Consider the following 25085-nt stretch of genomic DNA (forward strand, 5'->3'; position numbering starts at 1 on the left):
CGTCACAGGAAGGTGTGCCCCTCACCCCGGTAGGTGGGCACGGTCGCCGTGACCGTGTCCCCCTCGACCAGGTGGAGGGCGTCGAACCGCTCGCACAGCTCGCCCGCCTTCGCGTGCCGGAACCACACCTTGTCCCCGACGAGGAGGTCGTCGGCGGGCGAGCCGAGCAGCGGGGTCTGCACCTCGCCGGGGCCTTCCTGGGGGTCGTACGTCAGTCCCTGAGGCAGGTACGGCACCGGAAGCCGGTCGGGACCGGCGGCGCCGGAGGCCGGATAGCCACCGCCGAGCACGGTGACGACCCCGACCCCCGGCCGCCGTACGACGGGCTGGGCGAACAGCGCCGCCGGACGGCCGGTGAACGACGTGTAGTTGTCGAAGAGCCGCGGCACGTACAGCCCCGAACCGGCTGCTATCTCCGTCACGGCGTCCTCGGCGGCGGTGTGCTGCACGCTGCCCGTGCCGCCGCCGTTGACGAACTCCAGGTCCGGCACGACGGACCGCACCGCGCGTACGACCGCCGCCCGCCGCTCGGCCAGCTCACGGCGGGCGGCGGCCTGCATCAGCCGGATCGCCCGGGACCGCAGCGGCCGCCCGGCCACCGCGTCCCCGACACCGGCGACGTGCCCCTCGTACGCCATGATCCCCACCAGCCGGAAGCCCGGCCGCCGGGCCACCGCGCGGGCCAGCATGGCGAGTTGGGCGGGGGAGCGCAGCGGAGAGCGCAGCGCCCCGACCCGGACACGACCGCCCAGCAGCCTCAGCGAGGTGTCCAACTCCAGGCAGACACGCACCACTTCACGTCCACCGTCACGGGCGGCGTCGATGCGATCGAGGTGCGCCGGATCGTCCACCATCACGGTCACCGCACCGGCGAGCTTGGGATCGGCCGCCAGCTCCGCGAATCCGGCCCGGTCGGCGGACGGATAGGCCAGCAGGACGTCGTCGAATCCGGAACGCGCGAGCCACAGCGACTCGGCCAGCGTGAACGACATGATGCCCCGGAAGCCGTCCCTGGCCAGGACGCGCTCCAGCAGCGCCCGGCAGCGCACGGACTTGCTGGCCACCCGGACCGGCTTGCCTGCGGCCCGGCGGACGAGATCGGCGGCGTTGGCGTCGAAGGCGTCCAGGTCCACGATCGCGAGAGGGGCGTCGAGATGGGCGGTGGCCCGGTCGTAACGGGCCCGGTCGGCGGCGCGCGCAGTCATGACGGAAGCCTGCCAGACGGGATTACCGCAGGGTAGGGGGACGTTCCGGGCAGATGCCCCGGCGCCGCGGACTGGTTCTGATTCTGGCCCGGACAACCCGTAGAGTGACGCGCACGTACGGCGGAACGCCCCCGGCCGCATCGCTGAACCGGGATGCCGGTCCGGACGTACGGGTATGCGTGCCCGGGACGGAGCTGTTGCCCCGGGCGCGGCCGAGCAGCGCAGCGGCCCGCGTACGTGAGGACGGCCCGGGCACGAGGAAACGGGGGGTGCATGAGCACGGAAGCGCGCCACGCACCCATCCCCCCGCGCCCCTCGGCCCCACCGCGCCCTTCGGCTCCGCCCGGCCGCCCGGCAGACACCGGCGTCGAGCCGCCCGCACAGGGCACATCCCAGCACCGGCCGGTCCCCGCCCCGGCTCCGCCGCACCCCGCTCCCGCCCGCATCCCCGTCACTGCGCCCCCCGAGGACCCCGACGACGAGCCGTCGGTCTTCGCACCCCGCACCTCCCGCCCGTCTGCCGGAGGCTCACCGCGCCTCGACCGTCCGTCCGCGGGCGGTGCGGCGTCCGGCAACGGGGTCACGGTGGGCCATGGCTCGGCACCTGCTCGGGGTCCGGCGGGCGGCGGCTTGCGCCCTACCGGAGACCTCGCGCGTGAGGGTGCGCCCTTCACCGGAGGCGGCCCCACGCGTGACGCGGGGTCCGCGCGTCACGGTTCGGCTTCTGCCGGGCGATCGACGGGTGACGGTCCGCTCTCCGCGGGCGGCGCCGACGATCGGCCCTCCGCCGGCCGTACGGTGCGCGACGGCCGGTCGGCCGGTGGTGGCTTCGGGCGTGGTGAGGTGCCGGACGGTGGGCGGGCCGTGCCCGACGGGCGGGCGTCGGGCGGGGAGTTGGGGGACCGTGTCGGCGGGGCCGGCCGCAAGCCTGTGGTACCCGAGGTCGCCCAGCCCGCGAGTCCGCCTCCGCCGCCCGCCTCGGCCCGGTTCCCCGACACTCCGCCCCGCACGGGGCGGGAGGTCCCCGGCCCGGCGTCCCGGCGATCGGGAGCGCCGGCGGAGACCTCCTCGGAGACGACCGCCCGGCTCCGGCCGGTCACCGCCGCGGAGACCACGACCCGGCTCCGGCCGGTCACCGGATCCGCCGAGCCCCGGAGCGCCCGCGCCACGTCCGTACCCGCCGCGCCGGAGCCCCGGAGCTCCGCAGGCTCGCCCGTGCCTGCCGGACGCCGTGGCGAGGGCCGCACTGCCGCCGCATCCGTCCCTCGTGGCTCCGCCGTGTCCGCCGGGCGCGCGCAGGCGGCCGCGTGGAGCCCCATGGCGCCCGCCCACCCCGTCGGCCCCCCGGCGGCCACGGACTCGCCCGCACCCGACCCGGCGCTGGCCTGGAGCGCCGCCGGGGCCGCGCGGCCCGTGGTGTCGTTCGCGGAGCCCGAGGCGTTCGGCGGGCCCGCCCGGCACCGGGTGGGCTCCCGCACCGTCGCCGCTGCCGCCTGCCTCGTGCTCGGCCTCGGTCTCATCGGCGGTGCGGCGACCGGAAGTTGGCTCACCGGCGACGACGGGGACGACACCACCGGCGACCACTTCGCCACCGCAGGGACGCTCTGGCACAACGTGCCCGTGGACCAGCTCTTCCCGCCCACCGTCCAGGGCACGGGCGCCGGACCCGGCGGCGCCGACCGCACCTGGACCAGGATCGCCGTGGCCCCGGACGGCGGCTGTGCCCACGCCTTCGACCCGCTGCTGCAGAAGGTCCTCGCCCCCGTCGGCTGCCGGCGGCTGCTGCGCGCCACCTACACCGACGCCACCCAGAGCTACGTCACCACCGTCGGCCTGCTGTTCACCAAGGCCGACCCCGCCGCCATGTCCGCGCTGGCCCACCGTTTCGGCACCGAGCGCCTGGACCGGCGCGTCGATCTGATGCCCCGTCCGTACCCCGCCAAGGGCACCCCCGCGGCCGGCTTCGGTGACAAACAGCGCGCCTCCTGGACCATCTCCGTCCTCACCGACGCCCCCGTCGTCGCCTACGCCGTCTCCGGCTGGGCCGACGGCCGCGGCGTCGACGCGCCGCAGCCCGCCGCCGACGCCGTCAGCGCCGGAGCGACCACCGCACCGGCCCAGGCCGGTCTCGGCAACGAGGCCCAGGGCCTGGCCGACCGCGTCGAGCGGCGCCTGCGCCAGAGCATCGGCACGGCCACGGAGACACCCTCATGAGGCGATCGATATGCGGCCACCGCCGCGTGCACCCGACCGGGGCGGCGGTGAGCCTGCTGCTCGCCGGTGCCCTCGCCCTGCTGCCCTCCACCGCCGCCCACGCCGACGGCATCCGCGCCCAGCAGTGGGCCCTGTCGGCGCTGAACCTGGACGAGGCCTGGCGCACCACCAAGGGCCGCGGTGTCACCGTCGCCGTCCTGGACACCGGCGTCGAGGCCGACCACCCCGACCTCGCCGGCAACGTCCTGCCCGCCAAGGACATGATCGGCTTCGGCGCCGAGCAGGGCGACCGCACCTGGGCCCGGCACGGCACGGCCATGGCCGGCATCATCGCGGGGCACGGCCACGGCCCGGGCGGCACCGCCGGTGTCATGGGTGTCGCTCCCGAGGCGAAGATCCTGCCGGTGCGCGTGATCCTGGAGGACGGCGACCCCGCCCGCGCCAAGGCCCGTACCAGCCGCGGCAACGCCCTCGCCGACGGCATCCGCTGGGCTGCCGACCACGGCGCCGACGTCATCAACCTCTCCCTCGGCGACGACTCGAACTCCGCGCACCCCGAACCGAGCGAGGACGAGGCCGTGCAGTACGCCCTGAAGAAGGGCGTGGTGGTCGTCGCCTCCGCGGGCAACGGCGGCGACAAGGGCGACCACGTCTCCTACCCGGCCGCCTACCCGGGTGTCATCGCCGCGACCGCCGTCGACCGCTTCGGCACCCGCGCCTCCTTCTCGACCCGCCGCTGGTACGCGGCCGTCAGCGCGCCCGGGGTCAACGTGGTCATCGCCGACCCCGACCACAAGTACTACGAGGGCTGGGGCACCTCGGCCGCCTCCGCCTTCGTCTCCGGCGCCGCGGCCCTGATCAAGGCCGCCCACCCGGACCTGAGCCCGGCCCAGATCAAGACGCTCCTGGAGGGCACCGCCCAGGACGCGCCGGTCGGCGGCCGGGACGACTCCCGCGGCTTCGGCATGATCGACCCGGCGGCGGCGCTGCAGGCGGCCGCGAGCCTGAAGCCGCAGAGCCTGAGCGCGGCGTCGTCCGGCGAGAAGTACTTCGGCACCGGCCCGGACGCCCCCAAGGTCACCACCTCGGCCTCCGACTGGGCGGGCCCGCTGGCCGGCGGCGCCGGCGGGGTTCTCCTGGTGGCGGGCGTGGTGCTGTGGCGGGGCCGCAGGCAGACGGCCTGAGGACGTCCGCGGCAGGCCCCCGGGCCCTCGGCGCACGCACGGTGGCCGGAGTCCGCGAGCCGCAGCCGGCGGCGCCGCTCGACGTCGAGGTTGCCGTCCCGTCCGCACCGGGGGGAGCACGCAGCCGTCCACCGCGCCATGGAAGCGGCCCTCAGTGCCCGCTGGGCTGCCCCGGCCGAGAGTCGGTCCGCGATGGGGCGTCACCGGTTCAGCCCGAGCAGTCACCGGCGAACGCCGACACCGCCGCCTGCGCCGCCGTCTCCACCAGCGCGATGCCCTTCGCCCGGCTCTCCGTGCCCTTCGACAGCACCGCCACCAGGTAGTCGGTGCCGTCCGCCGTCACCCGCCCGATGCTGTTCACATCCCACAGCCCCGTCGTACTGCGCGGCAGCCAACCGTTCTTCAGCGCCCAGCAGTTGCCGTCCGCGGCGGCCGACACGCCCCACTGCTGGTCCGCCTCGACCGACTCCATCAGCCCCTGCACATACCTCCGCGAGGACTTGCTCAACTCGGAGTCCTCCCCGAACACCTGCTGCAGCAGGCGGAGTTGGTCGGCGGCCGTGGTCTGCGTCAGGCCCCACAGCCCGCCCCCGCCCCCGGAGGTCGCGGTCAGCCCGAAGCGCCTGTTCGCCGTGTCCAGGCCGTCCGCCCGCCCGATCGTGTGCCACAGCGCGGTCGCGGACGCGTTGTCGCTGTTCTCGATCATCTTCGCGGCGTACGCCCGCTCGGCCGTCGTCAGCCGCCGGCCCGCGTCCTGCGCCTGGAGCAGCAGCGCGGCCAGGACGTCGACCTTGACGATGCTGGCCGTGTCGAAGGGCGCGTCCCCGTATACGGCGCTCGCACCGGAGGCCACCTCCAGCACCGCCACCGACACCTGCGCGCCCGCCGGCACGCTCACCCCCGTCATCGCCCTGCTCAGCAGCGCGCCCCGGCCCATCGCCGCCCCCGTCATGGATGCTCCCTTCCCCCCGGCCGAGGAGGAGACCGAGGGCGCCGCCGACGATACGGCCGCGGGGCCCGCGTGCGCCCGCGGCGTGTCCCGGGTTCCTGCGGGGGGCCGCTACGCGCTGCTCACACCCTGGATTAGGGTCGGTGACCGTGGCGAACAAGAACATTCCCGACCCCGGCTTCTCCGACGACGACGGCTCCGCCGACCCCCGGCTGAGCGCCGCGCTCGCCGCCTGGGCCGAGGACCGCAGCGCCCTCGGGCCGGTGCTCGAGGCGCTGAAGGGTGCCCGCCTGCTCGTCCCCGTCGTCGCCGTGCTCGGCGAGGTCGAGGAGGACGAGAACGGGCTGCGCCGCGAGAAGACCAGCGACATGGCCGTACCCACCCTGAAGGCCGGCCACCGCACCGCCCTGCCCGCGTTCACCTCGACCGACTCCCTCGCCCGCTGGGACCCCGAGGCCCGCCCGGTCGCCGTACCCCTGCACCAGGCGCTGCAGGCCGCCGCGCACGAGAAGGCCGACACGGTCGTGCTGGACCTCGCGGGACCGGTGCCGTTCGAGCTGACCGGCCCGGCACTGCTCGCCCTCGCCGAGGGCCGCACCAGCACCGATCCGCTCGCCGACCCCGCCGTGATCGACGCCGTCCGTACGGCGGTGGCGGCGGAGCCCGCCGTGCTGCGCGCCCACCTGGGGCCCGGGCAGGCCGACGGCACCCTCGCCCTCGTCCTCGACCCGGCCGCGGCGCCCGCCGAGGCGGCCCGTGCGGTCGCCGAGCGGCTCGCCGCCGACGAAACACTGAGGGCCCGCCTGGTGCGCGGTCTCGACCTGGCACTGCTGCCGGCCGGGACCACGCCTCCGGGCGAGCCCCTGTATGTGAAGGAGTAGGTCAGCTGTAGACGGGGCCGGTGTACTTCTCGCCCGGCCCCTGGCCCGGATCGTCCGGGACGACCGACGCCTCGCGGAACGCCAGCTGCAGCGACTTCAGGCCGTCGCGCAGCGGGGCCGCGTGGAAGGAGCTGATCTCGGTCGCGCTCGCGTCCAGCAGGCCGGCGAGGGCGGTGATCAGCTTGCGGGCCTCGTCCAGGTCCTTGTACTTCTCGCCCTCCTCGCTCAGCCCGAGCTTCACGGCGGCGGCGCTCATCAGGTTGACGGCGACCGTCACGATCACCTCGACGGCGGGGACCTCGGCGATGTCCCGGGTCATCGCGTCGAAGTCGGGGTTCTCAGGAGGGGTCTCACTCATGCCCCACACCATAGGCGGTACTCCGGCGGGGCCTCCGATTAGCCCTTCCCCGGCGGTGCTGCTAACCTTGTGTAACGACCGGCTGGACAGCCCTGCGAACAACAGAGCGTCCGGCCCACAAGTGGAGGCTCCGATCTCCCACCTGACCGTCCTCCGGGGCGGCGGGTCACCCGGTCAGGCGGCCACCATCGTTCCGTACGGACGATGGAGTCGCCCGAAGTGCGCCCCGCGGTCACCGCGGCGGTGCTCCGGTAGTCATTGGAGCCCCGCCTGTGATCGTCCGGGGCATTTTTTGTGCGTCGGCGCGGTTAGGTCTTACGAACAAAGACGTTACGCGGCTGTCCGCCAGACCGTCGCGTGGTGCTACCGAGGAGGATCCATCAGCGCCGAGCCCCGCATCAACGACCGGATTCGCGTTCCCGAGGTGCGACTTGTCGGTCCCAGTGGCGAGCAGGTGGGCATCGTCCCGCTCGCGAAGGCACTGGAGCTTGCGCAGGAGTACGACCTGGACCTGGTCGAGGTCGCGGCGAACGCCCGTCCGCCCGTGTGCAAGCTCATGGACTACGGGAAGTTCAAGTACGAGTCGGCCATGAAGGCCCGTGAGGCGCGCAAGAACCAGGCGCACACGGTCATCAAGGAGATGAAGCTCCGGCCGAAGATCGACCCGCACGACTATGACACCAAGAAGGGTCACGTCGTCCGGTTCCTCAAGCAGGGCGACAAGGTCAAGATCACGATCATGTTCCGTGGTCGCGAGCAGTCCCGGCCCGAGCTGGGCTACCGACTGCTGCAGCGCCTCGCGGAGGACGTCCAGGACCTCGGTTTCGTGGAGTCGAACCCGAAGCAGGACGGCCGGAACATGATCATGGTCCTCGGTCCGCACAAGAAGAAGACCGAGGCGATGGCCGAGGCCCGCCAGGCGCAGGAGGCCCGCAAGGCGTCCGCGAAGGCGAACCCCGGCAAGTCGCAGAACCCTGCCGAGGCTGAGGCGCCGTCCGAGGAGCCTGCCGAGGCGTGATCCCGGGGGACGCACGTCCCCGAGGATGTAACCGATAGAAGAACGACGCTCCACCGTGCCCGGTTTTGCGACCGGGCACCGGAGCGCCACCGACGAGGAGAGAACGGCGCTATGCCGAAGAACAAGTCGCACAGCGGTGCCAGCAAGCGCTTCAAGGTCACCGGCTCCGGCAAGGTGCTCCGCGAGCGCGCCGGCAAGCGCCACCTGCTCGAGAGGAAGTCGTCCCGCATCACGCGTCGCCTCACCGGCAACGCCGAGATGGCCCCGGGCGACGCCGCGAAGATCAAGAAGCTTCTCGGCAAGTGACGCGGCGGCGCTCTGAGCGCCGTGCGTCTGGACCGGGACCGAATCGATTCCGGGTCGTGTGAGTACCCCCACGACCCCGCTACAAGGAGTTAACAAGTGGCACGCGTCAAGCGGGCAGTCAACGCCCACAAGAAGCGCCGGGCGATCCTCGAGCAGGCCTCCGGCTACCGCGGTCAGCGCTCGCGCCTGTACCGCAAGGCCAAGGAGCAGGTCACCCACTCGCTGGTCTACAACTACAACGACCGCAAGAAGCGCAAGGGCGACTTCCGTCAGCTGTGGATCCAGCGCATCAACGCCGCTGCCCGCGCCAACGGCATCACGTACAACCGCTTCATCCAGGGTCTGAAGGCCGCGAACATCGAGGTCGACCGCAAGATCCTGGCCGAGCTGGCCGTGAACGACGCGAACGCGTTCGCCGCGCTCGTCGAGGTCGCGCAGAAGGCGCTGCCGTCGGACGTCAACGCGCCCAAGGCTGCGTGACGCTGCGCCGGCTCTCGGCCGACGCTCACTGAAGGACCCGCAGGCTCTATGGCTTGCGGGTCCTGCTGTTGGGGGGCCATCGGTGGTCGTTCGCCCGCGGGTGCGTCGTGGCCGGTCGCGCAGTTCCCCGCCCCCCGGGGGCGCTCACCCTGCCGGCACCACAAAGTGAAGACTTTCTTGAAGGTGAAGAACAGGATGCCCAGCCCCGAGCTGATCTCCCCCCGGTCCGCCCGTGTCGCAGCCGCCCGGCGGCTCGCCAAGCGGAATTTCCGGGGCAAGGACCGGCTGTTTCTCGCGGAGGGGCCGCAGGCCGTCAGGGAGGCGGCCGGGCATCGGGCCGACGGCACCCCCACCCTCGTCGAGCTGTTCGCCACGGTCGAGGCCGCGGAGCGCTACGCCGACATCATCGGCGCGGCGCGGGACGCCGGCGCCCGGGTGCATCTCGCCGCCGAGGACGTCATCGCCGACATCTCGACCACCGTCACCCCGCAGGGCCTGGTCGGGGTCTGCCGGTTCCTGGACACGCCGTTCGAGGAGATCCTCGCCGCCCGGCCGAAGCTGGTCGCCGTGCTCGCCCATGTGCGCGACCCCGGCAACGCCGGCACCGTGCTGCGGTGCGCAGACGCCGCCGGCGCCGAGGCCGTGATCCTCACCGACGCCTCCGTCGACCTGTACAACCCCAAGGCCGTACGCGCCTCCGTGGGCTCCCACTTCCATCTGCCCGTCGCCGTGGGCGTCCCCGTCGAGCGGGCCGTGGCCGGGCTGAAGGGCGCGGGCGTGAGGATCCTCGCCGCCGACGGCGCCGGGACCGACGATCTCGACGCCGAACTCGACAAGGGGACCATGGGCGGTCCCACCGCCTGGGTGTTCGGCAACGAGGCCTGGGGACTCCCGGAGGAGACCCGCGCGCTCGCCGACGCCGTCGTCCGCGTCCCCATCCACGGAAAGGCCGAGAGCCTGAACCTCGCCACCGCCGCCGCCGTATGTCTCTACGCGTCGGCCCGTGCACAGCGCGCCTCCGGAGGGTGCCGCTCCGTCACTGCGAGCTAGTAGGGTGACCAGCTCGGGGCCCTGCGCCGTCTGAGAGGTGGGGTACGGGGATGAGTGTGGCCGGCACGAGCACCGCGCCGGGTGGACGGGACGCGCAGCGCACTTCTGTGCCCCGGCAGGGCGATCCCGCGGGCCTCGACCCCGACCAGCTTCCCGACGGCCTTGTCGTCGCCGACGAACACGGCCGTGTGGTCTGCTTCAACGCCGCCGCCGCCCGTATCACCGCCCAGCGCGCCGCCGACGCCCTCGGCCGGCCCCTGGAGCAGGCGCTGCCGCTGGAGGACCTGGAAGGCCGCCGCTGGTGGCAGCTCGTCGACCCCTACGGCGGGCTCGCGATCCGGACGCGGCAGCCGGAGCGCAATCTGCTGCTGCCCGGGGGACGGGAGGTGCTGGTCTGCGCGCAGTATGTGCGCGACGAGCCCCTCGGGCCCGTCCAGCGGGTCGTCGTGTCCCTGCGGGACACCGAGGCCCGTCGCCGCACCGAGCGCAGCCACGCCGAGCTGATCGCGACGGTCGCCCATGAACTGCGCTCGCCCCTGACCTCCGTGAAGGGCTTCACCGCCACGCTCCTCGCCAAGTGGGAGCGCTTCACCGACGACCAGAAGCGGCTGATGCTGGAGACCGTCGACGCCGACGCCGACCGCGTGACCCGGCTCATCGCCGAGCTGCTCGACATCTCCCGGATCGACTCCGGGCGCCTGGAGGTGCGCCGGCAGCCCGTCGACATCGGGGCCGCCGTCTCCCGGCACATCCAGGCCTACGTCGCCGCCGGCCAGCCCGCCGACCGCTTCCTGCTGCGCATCGAACAGCCGCTGCCCGACCTGTGGGCCGACCCCGACAAGGTCGACCAGGTGCTCAGCAATCTCATCGAAAATGCCGTGCGGCACGGCGAGGGAACCGTCACCATTGACGTCACGCCCTGCGCATCCCCGCGCGAGGGCGAGGAAACCGGCACGTCGGTCACGGTGAGCGACGAGGGCCCCGGCATCCCGGAGGAGTCCATGAACCGCGTCTTCACCCGCTTCTGGCGGGGCAGCAAGCGCGGCGGCACGGGCCTCGGGCTGTACATCGTCAAGGGCATCGTCGAGGCACACGGCGGCACCATCACGGTCGGCCGCGCCTCCGTCGGCGGCGCCGAGTTCCGATTTACGTTGCCCGTGGCGGCCCCGGCGTATCTCGCCTGACGGCCCACGGGCTCTTCGTACACCTCCACCCCGTTAGACTCGGCCTTTGGCACCTTTGTGTCCTTCACGCGGCCCTCGCGAGTCGGTGACGGGGACCATCCGCCAGGGGGCACCTCCCAGCGTCAGCTGGGGGACAATCGGAAGCACGGGAAGAGATGTCGGCACCCAATAAGTCGTACGACCCAGTCGAGGTCGAGGCGTTGAAACCGGAAGAGATCGAGCGCATGCGGGACGAGGCGCTCGCCGCCTTCGCCGCCGCGGACTCCCTCGACGCGCTCCACGAGGCCAAGGTCGCCCACACCGGACCCACCTCTCCGCTGGCCCTCGCCAACCGCGAGATCGGCGCCCTGCCCCCGCACGCCAAGGCCGAGGCCGGCAAGCGCGTCGGCATGGCCCGCGGCGCCGTGAACAAGGCTCTCGCCGCCCGCCAGGCCGAGCTGGAGGCCGAGCGGGACGCCCGCGTGCTCGTGGAGGAGGACGTCGACGTCACGCTGCCGCACGACCGCGTACCGGCCGGCGCCCGCCACCCGCTGACCACGCTCTCGGACCGCATCGAGGACATCTTCGTGGCCATGGGCTACGAGGTCGCCGAGGGCCCGCAGGTCGAGGCGGAGTGGTTCAACTTCGACGCCCTCAACATCGGCCCGGACCACCCCGCCCGCGGCGAGGCCGACACCTTCTTCGTCCAGGGGCCCGACGGCGGCACCGAGTCCGGTGTCGTACTGCGCACCCACACCTCACCGGTCCAGATCCGCTCCCTGCTCGACCGCGAGCTGCCGGTCTACGTGATCTGCCCCGGCCGCGTCTACCGCACCGACGAGCTGGACGCCACGCACACGCCCGTCTTCCACCAGGTCGAACTGCTCGCCGTGGACGAGGGCCTGACCATGGCCGACCTCAAGGGCACCCTGGACCACATGGTCCAGTCCCTGTTCGGCGAGGGCATGAAGACCCGGCTGCGGCCGAACTTCTTCCCCTTCACCGAGCCGAGCGCCGAGATGGACATGCTCTGCTACGTCTGCAAGGGCGAGTCCGTCGGCAACCCCGACCGCCCCTGCCGTACCTGCTCCAGCGAGGGCTGGATCGAGCTCGGCGGCTGCGGCATGGTCAACCCGCGGGTGCTCACCGCCTGCGGCGTCGACCCGGAGAAGTACAGCGGCTTCGCCTTCGGGTTCGGCATCGAGCGGATGCTGATGTTCCGCCACAACGTCGAGGACATGCGAGACATGGTCGAGGGTGACGTCCGGTTCACCCGGCCGTTCGGGATGGAGATCTGATGCGGGTCCCGCTTTCTTGGCTGCGGGAGTACGTCGACCTGCCGGCGACGGAAACCGGCCGCGACGTCCAGGAGAAGCTCGTCTCGGCCGGCCTGGAGGTCGAGACCGTCGAACAGCTCGGCGCCGACCTCAAGGGCCCGCTGGTCGTCGGCCAGGTGCTGACCATCGAGGAGCTGGAGGGCTTCAAGAAGCCGATCCGCTTCTGCACCGTCGACGTCGGCCAGGCCAACGGCACCGGCGAGCCCCAGGAGATCGTCTGCGGCGCCCGCAACTTCGCGGTCGGCGACAAGGTCGTGGTCGTCCTGCCCGGCGCCACGCTCCCCGGGGGCTTCTCCATCGCCGCCCGCAAGACGTACGGCAAGACGTCCCACGGCATGATCTGCTCGACCGACGAGCTGGGCATGGGCGACGACGGCACCCACGGCATCATCGTGCTGCCGCCGGAGACCGAGGTCGGCAAGGACGCCATCGAGCTGCTGGAGCTGGTCGACGAGGTCCTGGACATCGCCGTCACCGCCAACCGCGGCGACTGCCTGTCCATCCGCGGCGTCGCCCGCGAGACCGCCATCGCCTACGGCCTGCCGCTGCGCGACCCGGCCCTGATCGACGTACCGGCCCCGAACGCCTTCGGCTACCCGGTCCAGGTCTCCGAGCCGTTCGGCTGCGACCGCTTCACCGCCCGCACGGTCACCGGCCTGCGCCCCGAGGCCCGCTCCCCGATCTGGCTGCAGCGCCGGCTGCAGAAGGTCGGCATGCGCCCGATCTCGCTCGCCGTCGACGTCACCAACTACGTGATGATGGAGCTGGGCCAGCCGCTGCACGCCTACGACCGCACGCTGGTCCAGGGCACCATCGGCGTGCGCCGCGCGCAGGAGGGCGAGAAGCTCGTCACCCTCGACGGCGTCGAGCGCAAGCTGCACGCCGAGGACCTGGTCATCACCGACGACCGCGGCCCCATCGGCCTCGCCGGCGTGATGGGCGGCGCCAACACGGAGATCGCCGACCACGAGGTCACCGAGGACGGGGTCAACGGCACCACCGACGTGGTGATCGAGGCGGCCCACTTCGACGCCGTCTCCATCGCCCGTACGGCCCGCCGCCACAAGCTGCTGTCCGAGGCGTCCCGCCGCTTCGAGCGCGGCGTCGACCCGCAGGCCGCCGCGGCCGCCGCGCAGCGCACCGTGGACCTGCTGGTGCTGCTCGCGGGCGGCACGGCCGAGGCCGGTGTCACCGAGGTCGTCGCGCCCTCGGCCCCGCACACCATCACCCTCCCGGCCGACCACCCGGACAAGGTGGCGGGTGTCGTGTACGGCCGTGAGACGGTCGTCCGCCGCCTGCAGGAGGTCGGCTGCGACGTGTACGGGCAGGACGAGCTGATCGTCACCGTGCCCTCCTGGCGGCCCGACCTCGTGGACCCGAACGACCTGGCCGAAGAGGTCATCCGCCTGGAGGGCTACGAGAACCTGCCCTCCACGCTGCCCAAGCTGCCCTCGGGCCGCGGTCTGACCCACCGCCAGCGGCTGCACCGCCGGGTCGGCCGCGCGCTGGCCGGAGCGGGTTACGTCGAGGCACCGAACTACCCGTTCGTCAGCGAGCAGGTCTTCGACCAGCTCGGCCTGGAGTCCGACGACCCGGTCCGCCGCGTCGTCAGGCTGGTCAACCCGCTCAGCGACGAGGAGCCCGCGCTGCGCACGACGCTGCTGCCGGGTCTGCTGGGTGCCTTGCGGCGCAATGACGGCCGGGGCTCGCACGATCTGGCCCTGTTCGAGACCGGGCTGGTGTTCCACCCCGCTCGGGAGCAGCGTGTCGCCGGGCACCTGCCCGTCGACCGGCGTCCCACCGACGACGAGATCGCCGCGCTGAACGCCGCGCTGCCCGAGCAGCCGCGGCACGTGGCAGCCGTCCTCACCGGCGCTCGTGAGCAGGCCGGCTGGTGGGGCAAGGGCCGCCCGGCCGGGTGGGCCGACGCGGTCGAGGCGGCGCGTGCCGTCGCCCGGGAGGCCGGTGCGGAGCTGGTCGTGCGCAAGGGGCAGTACGGTCCCTGGCACCCCGGCCGCTGCGCCGACCTGGTGGTCTTCGCCGACGGCACGGAGAAGGTCGTGGGCCACGCCGGAGAACTGCACCCGCGTGTCCTGAAGGCCCTGGGTCTGCCCGAGCGCACCTGCGCGATGGAGCTGAACCTGGACGCCCTGGAGGCGGTGGGCGACGGTGCCCCGCAGGCGCCGAGCATCTCCACCTTCCCGGTCGCCACGCAGGATGTCGCCCTCGTGGTCGACCTGCCCGTCCCGGCCGCGGAGGTCGAGGCGGCGCTGCGCGACGGTGCCGGGGAACTTCTTGAGTCCATCCGGCTGTTCGACGTGTACGAGAACACCGAGCAGCTGGGGGACGGGAAGAAGTCGCTGGCGTATGCGCTGCGCTTCCGCGCGGGTGACCGGACGCTGACCGTGGATGAGGCGTCGGCTGCGAGGGATGCGGCTGTTGCCCTTGCGGGTGAGCGGACCGGGGCGGTTCTGCGGGGCTAGTGCGCCCAAGGGGCGGGGAGCTGTTCCTGTTCGGCGGCCTCGGGTGACCCGTGGCTCGTCGCGCAGTTCCCCGCACCCCTGGGCCGGTGGTCCTTCCGTCAGCTGCATAAATGCACGGTGGCCTGGGAGTTCTCACTCGTTCGGGTGGGAATGGGAGGCGATCTGGTCCTTCCGGGCCATGGCGTCGACAGAATCGGACCGGCCTTTCGGGGTCGGTCCGTCTGCTCTGTCAGGGCCCACTTGGGGGACCATCGGCATGAACCGCATCAAGGCACGGGCGCCCACCGCGCGTGGAGTCGTACTGACCATGGTCTGGGGGGCCGTGGCGGTCGGCTACAAGTGGGGTTGTCCGACCGCCCAGCAGGACGGGTTCGGCGCGCGCGTCGTCACCAGCGCCGTGTTCTTCGCCGTCGGTGCCGGGCTGATACTCCATGTCCGCGGCGCGCTGCTGCGTGAGCTGCGGCAGGCCCGCAGGGTGGCCCGGGCCGCGCAGAGCGTCGTCCTGCGTCCGCCGCCGCCCCGCCTCGACGGGCTGGTTCTGGCCGCCGCCCAGCTGTCCGCGGAGCGCGGCGCATGCGTCGGCGGCGACCTGTACGAGGCGATCGCCACCGAGCACGGGGTGCGGGTGGTGATGGGGGATGTACGCGGGCACGGTCTGACCGCCCTCGGCACCGTCGCCGCCGTCCTCGGCAGCTTCCGCGAGGCGGCCCACGACGAACCCGAACTCGGCGGCGTGCTGCGCCGGCTGGAGCGCGCCCTCGCCCGGCACCTGCGTGAACGGTCCCGCGCCGAACACCCCGCGCACGGCGGCCCGGACCCCGACCATCCGGTCGCCGAGGAGTTCGTCACCGTGCTGCTCCTGGAGATCGACAGGGAGGGCGGTGTGCGGGCTCTCAACTGCGGTCATCCGTGGCCGTACCGGATCAGCAATGCGCGGGTCGAGCCGCTGAGCCGGGTGGATCCGCTTCCGCCGCTGGGTCCCTTCCCCCTGCCGAAGGCCTTGGAGGCCCACCCCTGCGGCCCCCTGCTCCCCGGTGACTCGCTGGTCCTCTTCACCGACGGTGTGGAGGACGCCCGGGACGCCAAGGGACGCTTCTTCTCTCTGCCGACGGCACTGCGCGAGGCCGTACGCGATCAGCCGGTCTCCCCTCAGACGATCCTGCGCACGCTCTTCACAGCCCTCCTGCACCACACGGGCAACGGTCCGAGGGACGACATAGCGGTACTGGTCCTGCGCAACGATCGAACGAGGGACAAGCTCTCCTGCCCGGGGGCGCGGGACAGTGAGATGTACGGCTCCGCCGCGCGGGCGCGACAAGCCCCCACAGACCCGCAGCCGACAACGCACCACTAGCCGCACCCGCATACCGGCATACCCGCACCCGCGTACCCGCAGCCGGGCCGCCGCTGTTTCGAGGGGGAGCCGGCGGCCCGGCCAACCTCTTGCGAGGCATCTCAGTCAACCGGCGGAACACGCTGAGCGACAGCGCGCGTACAGCGCGGATGCACGTGTTCCGTTCACACCCCGTGTGAAGGCGGAGCCACTACGCTGAGCGCACCAGGCCACTCGGGGGGCATCCCATGCAGCCCAACACTCTGCTCGACGCGATCCTGGACGAGGCGGGGATCTCGCACGCCGGCCTCGCCGCCCACGTCAACCAGGCGGGCCGGAGACGGGGCCTTGTGCTCCGGTACGAACACACCGCCGTGGCCCGCTGGTTGAAGGGCCAGCGGCCGCGCGGCCAGGTGCCCGACCTGATCTGCGAAGTGCTGGCCGCGCGCCTGCACCGGCCGGTCACCCTGGACGACATCGGCCTCGGAGTGCCGGGTGAGCCGAGCACACCGCATGCCGGTTCGCTCAACGGGTTCGTGGAACGCGCCACCGCTCTGTGGCGTTCCGACGAACAGCAGCGGCCGCATGTGCTGGGCGCTCCCGCCGTCACCGGCACCCCGGCCGTCATGCCGGTGTGGGAGTGGGAGAACCCGCCGGAGGACGTCGATGTCTCGCGCGGCGGCCGGCACCGGGTCACCGCGGCCGACATCGGGATGCTGCGGGCCGCGCGGACACACTACGAGCAGATGTACCGCAAGGCCGGCGGCATCGCGACCCGGACGCGGATCGTCGGGTTTCTGAACGCGGAGGCGGCACCTCTGCTGCGCGGCAGCTACACCGACGCCACCGGCCGCCAACTGCACCGGGCCACCGGCGGGTTGGTGGCCATCGCGGGCATCTGCGCCTACGACTCCGACGCGCACGGTCTCGCGCAGCGCTACTTCCACCAGGCGCTCAGACTGGCGAAGGCCAGCGGCGACCGGGGACTTGGCGCCTACGTCATAGCCCTGCTGGTCAACCAGTCGCTGTTCATGCGGGAGTACCGGCAGGCCGTCGCCTTCGCCGAGGCCGCGCTGCGGGCCGCGGGCAAGCACATCACCCCGGCGCTCGCCTCGGACCTGTACGCGATGCAGGCCAAGGCGTACGCCCACCTCGGCGACTCCGGCAGCGCCCTGTCCTGCATCCGGCGCGCGGAGCAGGCGGCCGAGCGGATCCGGCGCGGCTACGAACCCGACGAGACCGGCTATGTCCAGCCGGGCCTGGTCAATGTGCAGGTGGCCGAGGCGCTGCTGAGCCTCGGTGAGCTGGCCGCCGCCCGGGAGCATGCCGCGGCGGCGGTCGACAACCCCGCCCACGACCGGGGGCGGGTGCACCGGCTCGCCATGCTCAGCACCATCGAGCTGCGCCAGGGCAACGCCGACAAAGCGGTGGCCACCGCCGTGCAGATGGCCGAGCAGGCCCGCGGGATGGAGTCCCAGCGGCTGCGCGACAGACTCCGCGCGGTACGCGAACACCTGGTGCGCTGTGGCTCGGCCGGGACCGCCGAGGCCGCCGAACTCATCGACGGGGCACTGCGCGTACCGCTGTAGGCCCACTGTAGGTGCACAGTCCCTGCTGCGATATTGCCACTTACTCAGCGGAAGGTGGCAGAACCGTGCAGTGGACGAAACAGAACGAACAAACTGTGTATGCGAACCGCTGGTTCAGCGTCAATCTCGCAGATGTCGAGCTGCCGGACGGCCGGCATCTCGACCACTTCCTGATCCGGCTGCGGCCCGTGGCGGTGGCCACGGTCGTCAACGACGCCAACGAGGTGCTGCTGCTGTGGCGGCACCGGTTCATCACCGACAGCTGGGGGTGGGAACTGGCAGCGGGCGTCGTGGAGGACGGTGAGGACATCGCGAGCGCCGCTGCCAGAGAACTGGAGGAGGAGACCGGCTGGCGGCCGGGGCCCCTGCACCACCTCATGAGCGTGGAGCCGTCCAACGGCCTCACCGATGCCCGGCACCACATCTACTGGTCCGACCGGGGCGAGTACCTCGGGCATCCCGTGGACGACTTCGAGTCGGACCGCCGGGAATGGGTTCCCCTCAAACTCGTCCCCGACCTGATCGCCCGTGGGGAGGTCCCGGCCGCCAACATGGCGGCCGCCTTACTCCTGCTGCACCACCTCAGGCTCGCCGAGGGCTAGCGGGCCAGCGCCTGCCAGACCGTCACGACGAGCGCGCCGAGCGCGGTGAGCGCGGCGAGGGAGGGCAGCGGCCAGCGTGCGTGTTCCAGTGAGACCATGCGGGAGTTCAGCTCGTCCAGGTCCTTGGCGGTCTCCTCGGTGCGATGACTGAGCAACGCCAGCCCTCCCTCGACTCGGGCATAGGCCACGTCGAGGCGGCGTCGTAACTCTGCGAGTTCTCCGTGGACCACGGGATGCTCCGGATCGGCGGTCACGGGTGCGCTCCTTTCGGTAGTCGGCATGGATGGTTCCGCGTCCCTTGCATGCGCATGGTGAGTCAACTCGCCTGGTGGGCGCGTGGGGAGCGTGTGCGACGGGCATATGCGTGCCCGGCGCGCACACGGCGTGTGAAACAGACGGGCCCGGCGCCGAGTTCGGTGCCGGGCCCGTAAGGCGTAGCTCTGTGTGATCAGCTGTAGGTGTAGAAGCCCGAGCCGGTCTTCCGCCCGAGCCGGCCCGCCTCGACCATGCGCTGGAGCAGCGGGGGAGCGGCGTACAGCGGCTCCTTGTACTCGGCGTACATCGAGTTGGCGATGGAGACGATGGTGTCCAGGCCGATCAGGTCGGACAGCTTCAGCGGGCCCATCGGGTGGGCGCAGCCCATCTCCATGCCGTTGTCGATGTCCTCACGGCTGGCGATGCCCGACTCGAACATCCGGATCGCGGAGAGCAGGTACGGCACGAGCAGCGCGTTCACCACGAAGCCGGAGCGGTCCTGGGCGCGGATGGCGTGCTTGCCGAGCACCTTCTCGGCGAAGACCTGGGCACGGCTGAGGGTGCCCTCGGAGGTGGTGAGCGCCGGGATCAGCTCGACGAGCTGCTGCACCGGGGCCGGGTTGAAGAAGTGGATGCCGACGACGTGGTCCGGGCGGGAGGTGGCGACCGCCAGCTTCACCAGCGGGATCGAGGAGGTGTTGGAGGCGAGGATCGCGTCCGGGCGGGTCACCACCTGGTCGAGCACCTGGAAGATCTCCGTCTTCACCTGCTCGTTCTCCACGACGGCCTCGATCACGAGGTCACGGTCGGCGAATTCGCCGAGGTCCGTGGTGAAGCTGAGGCGCGCCTGAGTGTCGTCCCGCTCCTCCTCGCTGATCTTGCCGCGCTCGGCTGCCTTGGCCAGGGAGTTGTACAGCCGGGTACGGCCGATCTCCAGGGCCTCGCCGGTGGTCTCGGCGACCTTCACCTCCAGCCCCGCGCGGGCACACACCTCGGCGATGCCCGCGCCCATCTGGCCGCAGCCCACGACTCCGACCCGCGCAATGTCTCCCGATGGGAAGCCCATTACATCGTCCCCTTCGCTGGTGTTCCGGCTCTCGCTGGCAGACCTCCGGGTTCGGCGCCTGCTCCGATCGTGCACGTTACCGCCAAGTATCGATGATCGATCGCCCGGGGCGGTGCATCCTGGGGCGCGAAACGATCCGTGACGGAGCGGATCCATGGCGTACGGGGGTGTGCGGATGGGGCGGCTGGCACGGCGGGCCTTCACGCTGGCGGCACTGTCCTCGCTGGTCACGGCGCCGTGCGCGGTCGCGGCACCGGCTCGTCGACCGCGCTCGGCCACCGAGATGCGGGGTGTGTGGATCGCGACGGTGGCCAACCGGGACTGGCCGTCCCGTCCGGGCCTCACCGCGGCCGCGCAGCGGGGGGAGCTGGCCGCCCATCTGGACAAGGCGGCCCGTGACCGGCTCAACACGGTGATCCTGCAGGTGCGGCCCACCGCCGACGCCCTGTGGCCGTCACCGTACGAACCCTGGACCGAGTACCTCACCGGTACCCAGGGCGGCGACCCCGGCTGGGACCCGCTGGGCACCGCGGTGCAGGAGGCGCACGCCCGGGGACTGGAGCTGCACGCGTGGTTCAATCCGTACCGGATCGCGAACCATGCCGACCCCGGCCGGCTCGCCGCCCGGCACCCGGCCCGTGAGCACCCCGACTGGGTGGTGCGGTACGGCGGGAAGCTGTACTACAACCCCGGTCTGCCTCAGGTCCGCGCCTTCGTCCAGCGGGCGATGCTCGACGCCGTCGCCACGTACCCGGTCGACGCCGTCCACTTCGACGACTACTTCTATCCGTATCCGGTCGCCGGCCAGACCTTCGACGACGATGACGCCTACGACCGGTACGGCGACGACTTCTCCAGCCGGGCCGCCTGGCGGCGGGACAACGTCGACACGCTGGTGAAGGAGATGGCCGCCGGTATCCAACGGGTCCGGCCCGGCACCCGGTTCGGGATCAGCCCGTTCGGGGTCTGGCGCAACGCCTCGACCGACCCGCGCGGCTCGGACACCCGGGCGGGCGTGCAGACGTACGACGACCTGTACGCGGACACCCGTACCTGGGTGCGAGAGCACTGGATCGACTACATCGTCCCGCAGCTGTACTGGCACATCGGCTTCGCGGACGCCGACTACGCGAGACTGGCCGACTGGTGGGCGTCGGTCGCCCAGGGCACCGGGACACACCTGTACCTCGGCGAGGCCCTGTACAAGGCCGGGGCCGCCGGGCAGCCCTCGGCCTGGCAGGACCCGGTCGAGCTGTCCCGGCACCTCACCCTCGCCGCTCGCCACCCGCAGGTGCGCGGGCATGTGTTCTTCGCCGCCAGGGACGTGGCGGCCGACCCGATCGGGGCGATGTCACGCGTGATCGCCGACCACTACGGGCGATCGGCGAAGCCGCCCCGTTGATCCATCGCCTGCTCGTCCCGGTGCTTGACCTGGCAGTCGGGTCCGGGGGACATGATCGCCTCGTGCCCGTCCTCGAACCGGACGCGGTAGGGCGGGTTGCCCTCGGAACCCAGGACTTCGACTACTTCAGAGACCTGGTCGTGTTGGCCGACCACCCTGCCGTGCTGGACAAGACGATCGCCCTTGGATGCACGCATCTGCAGGCCCTCCTCATGATCACGACCGCTGAGTGACGGCGATGCACACGAGCACGGCGACGGCGGTCACCGGGGCGGCCGCCGTGAAGTGCTCGCCCAGCAGCAGCGCCGACCACACCAGTGTGAGCAGGGGCTGGGCCAACTGCAACTGGCTCGCCCGCGGAATGCCGATGGCCGCCATGCCCCGGTACCAGACGACCAGGCCGAGGAACTGCGAGCCGAGCGCCACCCACAGCAGACCCGCGATGCCGTGCCCGGTCAGCTGCACGGGCTCGTACGACAGCGCCACCGCGGCGGCGGGCACGCTCAGCGGCAGACACAGCACCAGCGCCCAGCCGATCACCTGCCAGCCCGGGATCACCCGGGCCAGCCGGCCGCCCTCCGTGTAGCCGGCCGCACACACCAGCAGGGCCGCGAACAGATAGCCGTCGGCGGCCGTGAGCGCGCCGCCGCTCTGCGCCACGGTGAAGGCGACCACGGCCGCGGCCCCCGCCAGGGCGGCCAGCCAGAACCGGCGCGAGGGGCGGCTGCCGGTGCGCAGGGCGGAGAACACGGCGGTGGTCAGCGGCAGCAGCCCCACCACGACGGCCGCGTGCGCGGTCGTGGAGGTCTGCAGGGCGAGCGTGGTCAGCATGGGGAAGCCGAGCACCACACCGGCGGCGACCACGGCGAGACCCGGCAGATGCCGGCGCTCGGGCAGCGGCACCCGGAGGACGAGGAGACAGCCGCCCGCGACGAGCGCGGCGAGGACGCTGCGCACGGCCACCAGCGACCAGGGGCCGAATCCCTCCAGGCCCCAGGCGGTGGCCGGGAAGGTCAGCGAGAAGGAGGCGACGCCGAGGGCGGCAAGACCGGTGCCGAGGCCGCGGCGCTCGCGGGGAGCGGTGACCGCTATCGCGCTCGGGACAGTAGCGCTACTCTGTGTTCTCATGAACCAGCGTAGCAGTGTCCGCGAACTGGCAGAAGAGCTCCGCCGCGACCTCAACCGCTACTCTCCGGGTGGAAAGCTCCCGTCGAGCCGGGCGCTGGTCGAGCAGTTCCGCGTGAGTCCGGTGACCGTCTCCCGCGCCCTCGCCCAGCTGGCCGCCGAGGGGCTGGTCGTCACCCGCCCCGGAGCCGGTGCGTTCCGGGCCGGACCACGCCCGGCGGAGACGCCGGCCGGGGACACCTCCTGGCAGGAGGTCGCGCTGAGCGCCGACGGCGCCGCCGAGCTCGTACCGCGCACGGTCGACGCCTCCGGGGTCACCGTGTCACTGGCCGCGCCGCCGCCCGGCGTGCTGGAGTTCAACGGCGGCTATCCGCATCCCTCCCTGCAGCCGGAGCGGGCCATGGCGGCTGCCCTGGCCCGGGCCGGGCGGCGGCCGGGCGCCTGGGGGAGGCCGCCGCTGGAGGGACTGCCGGAGCTGCGGGAGTGGTTCGCACGCGGCATCGGCGGCGCCGTCACCGCCGCCGAGGTGCTGATCGCGGCCGGCGGCCAGTCCGCCCTGGCCACCGCCCTGCGCGCGCTCGCCCAGCCCGGCGCCCCGGTCCTCGTCGAGTCGCCCACCTACCCCGGCATGCTGGCCCTCGCCCGCGCCGCCGGGCTGCGCCCCGTCCCGGTGCCCGTCGACCCCGACGGCGTACGCCCCGACCTGCTCGCCGACGCCTTCCGGGCCAGCGGCGCCCGGGTGTTCGTCTGCCAGCCGCTGTTCCAGAACCCGACCGGTGCCGTCCTGGCCCCCGGCCGGCGCGCCGAGGTGCTGCGCATCGCCCGCGAGGCCGGCGCGTTCGTCATCGAGGACGACTTCGTCCGGCGCCTGGTGCACGCCGACGCGGGCCCGCTGCCCCGCCCGCTGGCCGCCGACGACCCGGACGGGGTGGTCGTGCACGTCGGCTCGCTGACCAAGGCGACCTCGCCCAGCTTCCGGGTGAGCGCCCTGGCCGCGCGCGGCCCGGTGCTGGAACGCCTGCGCGCCATCCAGGTCGTGGACAGCTTCTTCGTTCCCCGGCCGCTGCAGGAGGCGGCGCTGGAACTGGTCGGCTCCCCGGCCTGGCCCCGGCATCTGCGGAACCTGTCCGCCGAGTTGAAGACCCGCCGCGACGCCATGACCGCCGCGCTCGCCGCCCACCTGCCCGAACTCGCCCTGCCGCACATCCCGTCCGGCGGCTACCACCTCTGGCTCCGCCTCCCCGACGGCACCGACGAATCGGCCCTCACCTCGGCCGCCCTCCGCGCCGGCGTCGCCCTCACCCCCGGCCGCCCCTACTTCAGCGCCGAACCCCCCGCGGCCCACCTCCGCCTGAGCTTCGCGGCGGTCGCCGGCACCGGGGAGATCACAGAAGGGGTACGACGGCTGCGGACGGCCTGCGACGAGGTGTTCTGACCAGGTGTTCCAGGGCGCCGGTACGGGTAAATCCGGTCGACGCACGTGCCCGGCGCCTGTGAGGATCCGGACCATGAGCGACACACCCGCCCTCCCCGCCGGCTACGAGTTCTCCGCCGACACCGCCCGCGTCGACGTCGACCGCGTCCACGGATGGCTGTCGGCCGACGCCTACTGGGCGATCGGCCGGACCCGCGAGAAGCACGAGCGGGCCATGGCGTCCTCGCTGAACTTCGGGGTGTACGACGAGGCCTCGGGGGAGCAGGTGGCGTACGCGCGCGTGGTGACCGACCAGGCGCTGTTCGCCTGGCTCGCCGATGTGTACGTGGATCCCCCGGTGCGCGGCAAGGGCGTCGGCACCGCCTTCGTCGGCCGCATCCGCGACCACCTGAAGCCGTACGGCCTGCGCCGCATGCTGCTCGCCACGCACGACGCGCAGGGGGTGTACGAGAAGGTGGGCTTCCGGCCGCTGGACCGCCCGGATCAGTGGATGGTGCACCCCTTCGAGTAAGCATTCGCATACCCCGGGCAACTCCTGGGCAACAGCTCTTGACCTGCGTACCTGCACGGCTCACCATCACCGCATGCCACTGAGGGTGACGTTCGTCGCCGCCGCGCGCAGTTCCCCGCTGCTCGCTGAGCGCTTCGAGGACGACCGGCCGCTGGACCAGGCCGGCTGGGACGAGGTGCAGCGCGCCGCCGGGGACCTGCTGCCGCTGGCGGCGGCCGAGCTGCGCTACTGCTCGCCGACCCCGCGCAGCCGCGCCACCGGCGACGCCCTCGGGTACGCCCCCCTGGTCCAGCTCGCCCTGCGCGACTGCGACATGGGCCGCTGGCGCGGGCTGACGCTGGGCGAGGCGATGGCCCGCGAGCCGGAATCCGTGGACGCCTGGCTCGCCGACCCCCGCGCCACCCCGCACGGCGGTGAGTCCCTGCTGGCCTTCATCTCCCGGGTCGGCGGCTGGCTGGACACGCGCCCGCCGGACGACGGCTGCCGGATCGTGGCGGTCGCCGAGCCCTCCGTGATCCGTGCCGCGTTGGTGTACGCCCTGAAGGCACCACCCGCGAGCTACTGGAACATCGACGTCCGCCCGCTGTCGACGACCACGGTGACGGGCCGCTCCGGCCGCTGGAACCTGCGCTTCGACGGTGTGCCGGCTCAGCCCTCGCGCACATAGTCCGTGCTCAGCACCAGGTCCTTCGCCGGGCCGCCGACCCGCCACACCGTGCTCCAGTGGTCGGCGTCCTGGACGGTGAACTCGCCCCGGTAGAGATCGGCCGCGCACGGGTGGTCGGCGACATACCGGCCCGAGGTCAGGTCGAGGTCATGGAACGGCCGCCCGTCGGCGAACCGCACGTCCGCCGTGCCCGGCGCGCCGCCCGGCAGGAAGTGCAGGGTCCGGGTCGCGGGCCGCGCGACGCCCTGCCAGGTGAAGGTCCCCGACTCCTCGTGCAGCAGACCGCCCCCGTCCAGCGGGCTGAAGACGACGACCCCTTCGAAGTGTCCCTCGTCCCCGCTCGCCAGATCGCGCACCCTCCGCTCAACCCGCCACCGCCCGGCCAGATGGGCCAGCACGTCGGCCACGGGCCAGCACTCGCCCATCGCTCCTCCTTCCCGCGGCACACGGTTCATGTACACCTTCCCTGCGT

Annotated in this window: 25 protein-coding genes; 17 read left to right on the forward strand and 8 right to left on the reverse strand. The window is 72.7% G+C overall.

What is annotated here, in order from left to right; all coding sequences use genetic code 11:
* Nucleotides 1-2 precede the first annotated feature (2 nt).
* Nucleotides 3-1205, reverse strand: a complete 1203-nt coding sequence (locus tag ACIGXP_RS23460) for an amino acid deaminase/aldolase (protein ID WP_399771165.1) — start codon at nucleotides 1203-1205, stop codon at nucleotides 3-5.
* A gap of 1317 nt (nucleotides 1206-2522) precedes the next feature.
* Between ACIGXP_RS23460 and ACIGXP_RS23465 the strand changes: the two genes are divergently transcribed.
* Together ACIGXP_RS23465 and mycP are read left to right on the forward strand one after the other, a co-directional pair.
* Nucleotides 2523-3419 carry a hypothetical protein gene (locus ACIGXP_RS23465; protein WP_399771168.1) on the forward strand — a complete coding sequence of 299 codons (897 nt, stop codon included), beginning with the start codon at nucleotides 2523-2525 and terminating at the stop codon, nucleotides 3417-3419.
* On the forward strand, nucleotides 3416-4603 hold the full coding sequence (gene mycP / locus ACIGXP_RS23470; RefSeq protein WP_399771171.1) for a type VII secretion-associated serine protease mycosin: 1188 nt from the start codon (nucleotides 3416-3418) through the stop codon (nucleotides 4601-4603). Before ACIGXP_RS23465 ends, mycP begins: the two co-directional genes overlap by 4 nt.
* Before the next feature lie 208 nt (nucleotides 4604-4811).
* Here mycP and ACIGXP_RS23475 read toward each other — a convergent pair whose 3' ends face one another.
* Nucleotides 4812-5555: a serine hydrolase gene (locus tag ACIGXP_RS23475; RefSeq protein WP_399771173.1), complete on the reverse strand. Its 744-nt coding sequence runs from the start codon at nucleotides 5553-5555 to the stop codon at nucleotides 4812-4814.
* Nucleotides 5556-5701: 146 nt separating this feature from the next.
* On the opposite strand from ACIGXP_RS23475, the gene ACIGXP_RS23480 reads away from it, so the two are divergent.
* A complete protein-coding gene (locus ACIGXP_RS23480; RefSeq protein ID WP_399771176.1) occupies nucleotides 5702-6433 on the forward strand; it encodes an SseB family protein in 732 nt (243 codons plus the stop codon).
* A gap of 1 nt (nucleotide 6434) precedes the next feature.
* On the opposite strand, the gene ACIGXP_RS23485 is transcribed toward ACIGXP_RS23480, so the two are convergent.
* Nucleotides 6435-6791, reverse strand: a complete 357-nt coding sequence (locus ACIGXP_RS23485; protein ID WP_363215984.1) for a DUF1844 domain-containing protein — start codon at nucleotides 6789-6791, stop codon at nucleotides 6435-6437.
* Nucleotides 6792-7170: 379 nt separating this feature from the next.
* On the opposite strand from ACIGXP_RS23485, the gene infC reads away from it, so the two are divergent.
* From infC to ACIGXP_RS23535, 10 genes are all read left to right on the forward strand, one after another.
* Nucleotides 7171-7809 (forward strand): translation initiation factor IF-3, encoded by a 639-nt coding sequence (gene infC / locus ACIGXP_RS23490; RefSeq protein ID WP_399771571.1) that lies wholly within the window; start codon nucleotides 7171-7173, stop codon nucleotides 7807-7809.
* A 111-nt stretch (nucleotides 7810-7920) separates the two neighbouring features.
* Complete coding sequence (gene rpmI, locus ACIGXP_RS23495) at nucleotides 7921-8115, forward strand: 50S ribosomal protein L35 (RefSeq protein WP_360097938.1); 195 nt, start codon at nucleotides 7921-7923, stop codon at nucleotides 8113-8115.
* 96 nt (nucleotides 8116-8211) lie between these two features.
* Nucleotides 8212-8595 (forward strand): 50S ribosomal protein L20, encoded by a 384-nt coding sequence (gene rplT / locus ACIGXP_RS23500; RefSeq protein ID WP_016642495.1) that lies wholly within the window; start codon nucleotides 8212-8214, stop codon nucleotides 8593-8595.
* 195 nt (nucleotides 8596-8790) lie between these two features.
* The gene (locus tag ACIGXP_RS23505) at nucleotides 8791-9645 is read left to right on the forward strand and encodes an RNA methyltransferase (protein WP_363215983.1); all 855 of its coding nucleotides are present in this window, start codon (nucleotides 8791-8793) and stop codon (nucleotides 9643-9645) included.
* A 50-nt stretch (nucleotides 9646-9695) separates the two neighbouring features.
* Nucleotides 9696-10829 (forward strand): ATP-binding protein, encoded by a 1134-nt coding sequence (locus tag ACIGXP_RS23510; protein WP_363215982.1) that lies wholly within the window; start codon nucleotides 9696-9698, stop codon nucleotides 10827-10829.
* A gap of 155 nt (nucleotides 10830-10984) precedes the next feature.
* A complete protein-coding gene (pheS, locus tag ACIGXP_RS23515) occupies nucleotides 10985-12106 on the forward strand; it encodes a phenylalanine--tRNA ligase subunit alpha (RefSeq protein WP_363215981.1) in 1122 nt (373 codons plus the stop codon).
* Nucleotides 12106-14628, forward strand: coding sequence for a phenylalanine--tRNA ligase subunit beta (gene pheT / locus ACIGXP_RS23520; RefSeq protein ID WP_399771182.1), 2523 nt, complete (start codon nucleotides 12106-12108; stop codon nucleotides 14626-14628). The genes pheS and pheT overlap by 1 nt, the downstream gene beginning before the upstream one ends.
* A 256-nt stretch (nucleotides 14629-14884) precedes the next feature.
* On the forward strand, nucleotides 14885-15982 hold the full coding sequence (locus ACIGXP_RS23525; protein ID WP_399771185.1) for a PP2C family protein-serine/threonine phosphatase: 1098 nt from the start codon (nucleotides 14885-14887) through the stop codon (nucleotides 15980-15982).
* A gap of 227 nt (nucleotides 15983-16209) precedes the next feature.
* Complete coding sequence (locus ACIGXP_RS23530; RefSeq protein WP_399771187.1) at nucleotides 16210-17550, forward strand: transcriptional regulator; 1341 nt, start codon at nucleotides 16210-16212, stop codon at nucleotides 17548-17550.
* Nucleotides 17551-17615: 65 nt separating this feature from the next.
* Nucleotides 17616-18152: an NUDIX hydrolase gene (locus ACIGXP_RS23535; RefSeq protein WP_363215977.1), complete on the forward strand. Its 537-nt coding sequence runs from the start codon at nucleotides 17616-17618 to the stop codon at nucleotides 18150-18152.
* On the opposite strand, the gene ACIGXP_RS23540 is transcribed toward ACIGXP_RS23535, so the two are convergent.
* A complete protein-coding gene (locus tag ACIGXP_RS23540; RefSeq protein WP_360097962.1) occupies nucleotides 18149-18406 on the reverse strand; it encodes a hypothetical protein in 258 nt (85 codons plus the stop codon). The genes ACIGXP_RS23535 and ACIGXP_RS23540 overlap by 4 nt on opposite strands.
* Before the next feature lie 194 nt (nucleotides 18407-18600).
* The gene (locus ACIGXP_RS23545) at nucleotides 18601-19473 is read right to left on the reverse strand and encodes a 3-hydroxybutyryl-CoA dehydrogenase (RefSeq protein ID WP_363215976.1); all 873 of its coding nucleotides are present in this window, start codon (nucleotides 19471-19473) and stop codon (nucleotides 18601-18603) included.
* A 154-nt stretch (nucleotides 19474-19627) separates the two neighbouring features.
* On the opposite strand from ACIGXP_RS23545, the gene ACIGXP_RS23550 reads away from it, so the two are divergent.
* Complete coding sequence (locus tag ACIGXP_RS23550) at nucleotides 19628-20875, forward strand: glycoside hydrolase family 10 protein (RefSeq protein ID WP_399771191.1); 1248 nt, start codon at nucleotides 19628-19630, stop codon at nucleotides 20873-20875.
* Here the strand turns inward: ACIGXP_RS23550 and ACIGXP_RS23555 are convergent.
* Together ACIGXP_RS23555 and ACIGXP_RS23560 are read right to left on the reverse strand one after the other, a co-directional pair.
* On the reverse strand, nucleotides 20845-21072 hold the full coding sequence (locus ACIGXP_RS23555; protein WP_363215974.1) for a DUF1918 domain-containing protein: 228 nt from the start codon (nucleotides 21070-21072) through the stop codon (nucleotides 20845-20847). The two genes, ACIGXP_RS23550 and ACIGXP_RS23555, sit on opposite strands and share 31 nt — an antisense overlap.
* A 19-nt stretch (nucleotides 21073-21091) precedes the next feature.
* Nucleotides 21092-22003, reverse strand: a complete 912-nt coding sequence (locus ACIGXP_RS23560; RefSeq protein ID WP_363215973.1) for a DMT family transporter — start codon at nucleotides 22001-22003, stop codon at nucleotides 21092-21094.
* Between ACIGXP_RS23560 and ACIGXP_RS23565 the strand changes: the two genes are divergently transcribed.
* From ACIGXP_RS23565 to ACIGXP_RS23575, 3 genes are all read left to right on the forward strand, one after another.
* Nucleotides 22002-23435, forward strand: coding sequence for a PLP-dependent aminotransferase family protein (locus ACIGXP_RS23565; RefSeq protein WP_399771196.1), 1434 nt, complete (start codon nucleotides 22002-22004; stop codon nucleotides 23433-23435). The genes ACIGXP_RS23560 and ACIGXP_RS23565 overlap by 2 nt on opposite strands.
* Nucleotides 23436-23508: 73 nt before the next feature.
* Nucleotides 23509-23946 carry a GNAT family N-acetyltransferase gene (locus ACIGXP_RS23570; RefSeq protein ID WP_399771199.1) on the forward strand — a complete coding sequence of 146 codons (438 nt, stop codon included), beginning with the start codon at nucleotides 23509-23511 and terminating at the stop codon, nucleotides 23944-23946.
* A 73-nt stretch (nucleotides 23947-24019) separates the two neighbouring features.
* The gene (locus ACIGXP_RS23575) at nucleotides 24020-24613 is read left to right on the forward strand and encodes a histidine phosphatase family protein (protein ID WP_399771201.1); all 594 of its coding nucleotides are present in this window, start codon (nucleotides 24020-24022) and stop codon (nucleotides 24611-24613) included.
* On the opposite strand, the gene ACIGXP_RS23580 is transcribed toward ACIGXP_RS23575, so the two are convergent.
* A complete protein-coding gene (locus tag ACIGXP_RS23580; protein ID WP_399771574.1) occupies nucleotides 24595-25038 on the reverse strand; it encodes a DUF6314 family protein in 444 nt (147 codons plus the stop codon). The two genes, ACIGXP_RS23575 and ACIGXP_RS23580, sit on opposite strands and share 19 nt — an antisense overlap.
* Between the last annotated feature and the right edge of the window lie 47 nt (nucleotides 25039-25085).

This window comes from Streptomyces sp. NPDC053069, from assembly GCF_044546895.1.
In the GTDB taxonomy this organism is placed as follows: Bacteria; Actinomycetota; Actinomycetes; order Streptomycetales; family Streptomycetaceae; genus Streptomyces.

Coding starts and splice junctions, on each gene's coding strand:
- ACIGXP_RS23505 (WP_363215983.1), top strand. CDS start 8,791: ATGCCCAGCCCCGAGCTGATCTCCCCCCGGTCCGCCCGTGTCGCAGCC.
- ACIGXP_RS23460 (WP_399771165.1), bottom strand. CDS start 1,205: ATGACTGCGCGCGCCGCCGACCGGGCCCGTTACGACCGGGCCACCGCC.
- ACIGXP_RS23525 (WP_399771185.1), top strand. CDS start 14,885: ATGAACCGCATCAAGGCACGGGCGCCCACCGCGCGTGGAGTCGTACTG.
- ACIGXP_RS23510 (WP_363215982.1), top strand. CDS start 9,696: ATGAGTGTGGCCGGCACGAGCACCGCGCCGGGTGGACGGGACGCGCAG.
- ACIGXP_RS23560 (WP_363215973.1), bottom strand. CDS start 22,003: ATGAGAACACAGAGTAGCGCTACTGTCCCGAGCGCGATAGCGGTCACC.
- ACIGXP_RS23475 (WP_399771173.1), bottom strand. CDS start 5,555: ATGACGGGGGCGGCGATGGGCCGGGGCGCGCTGCTGAGCAGGGCGATG.
- ACIGXP_RS23550 (WP_399771191.1), top strand. CDS start 19,628: ATGGCGTACGGGGGTGTGCGGATGGGGCGGCTGGCACGGCGGGCCTTC.
- rpmI (WP_360097938.1), top strand. CDS start 7,921: ATGCCGAAGAACAAGTCGCACAGCGGTGCCAGCAAGCGCTTCAAGGTC.
- ACIGXP_RS23530 (WP_399771187.1), top strand. CDS start 16,210: ATGCAGCCCAACACTCTGCTCGACGCGATCCTGGACGAGGCGGGGATC.
- ACIGXP_RS23555 (WP_363215974.1), bottom strand. CDS start 21,072: ATGCGTGCATCCAAGGGCGATCGTCTTGTCCAGCACGGCAGGGTGGTC.
- ACIGXP_RS23580 (WP_399771574.1), bottom strand. CDS start 25,038: ATGGGCGAGTGCTGGCCCGTGGCCGACGTGCTGGCCCATCTGGCCGGG.
- mycP (WP_399771171.1), top strand. CDS start 3,416: ATGAGGCGATCGATATGCGGCCACCGCCGCGTGCACCCGACCGGGGCG.
- pheT (WP_399771182.1), top strand. CDS start 12,106: ATGCGGGTCCCGCTTTCTTGGCTGCGGGAGTACGTCGACCTGCCGGCG.
- ACIGXP_RS23570 (WP_399771199.1), top strand. CDS start 23,509: ATGAGCGACACACCCGCCCTCCCCGCCGGCTACGAGTTCTCCGCCGAC.
- pheS (WP_363215981.1), top strand. CDS start 10,985: ATGTCGGCACCCAATAAGTCGTACGACCCAGTCGAGGTCGAGGCGTTG.
- ACIGXP_RS23565 (WP_399771196.1), top strand. CDS start 22,002: ATGAACCAGCGTAGCAGTGTCCGCGAACTGGCAGAAGAGCTCCGCCGC.
- ACIGXP_RS23575 (WP_399771201.1), top strand. CDS start 24,020: ATGCCACTGAGGGTGACGTTCGTCGCCGCCGCGCGCAGTTCCCCGCTG.
- ACIGXP_RS23485 (WP_363215984.1), bottom strand. CDS start 6,791: ATGAGTGAGACCCCTCCTGAGAACCCCGACTTCGACGCGATGACCCGG.
- ACIGXP_RS23545 (WP_363215976.1), bottom strand. CDS start 19,473: ATGGGCTTCCCATCGGGAGACATTGCGCGGGTCGGAGTCGTGGGCTGC.
- ACIGXP_RS23465 (WP_399771168.1), top strand. CDS start 2,523: ATGGCGCCCGCCCACCCCGTCGGCCCCCCGGCGGCCACGGACTCGCCC.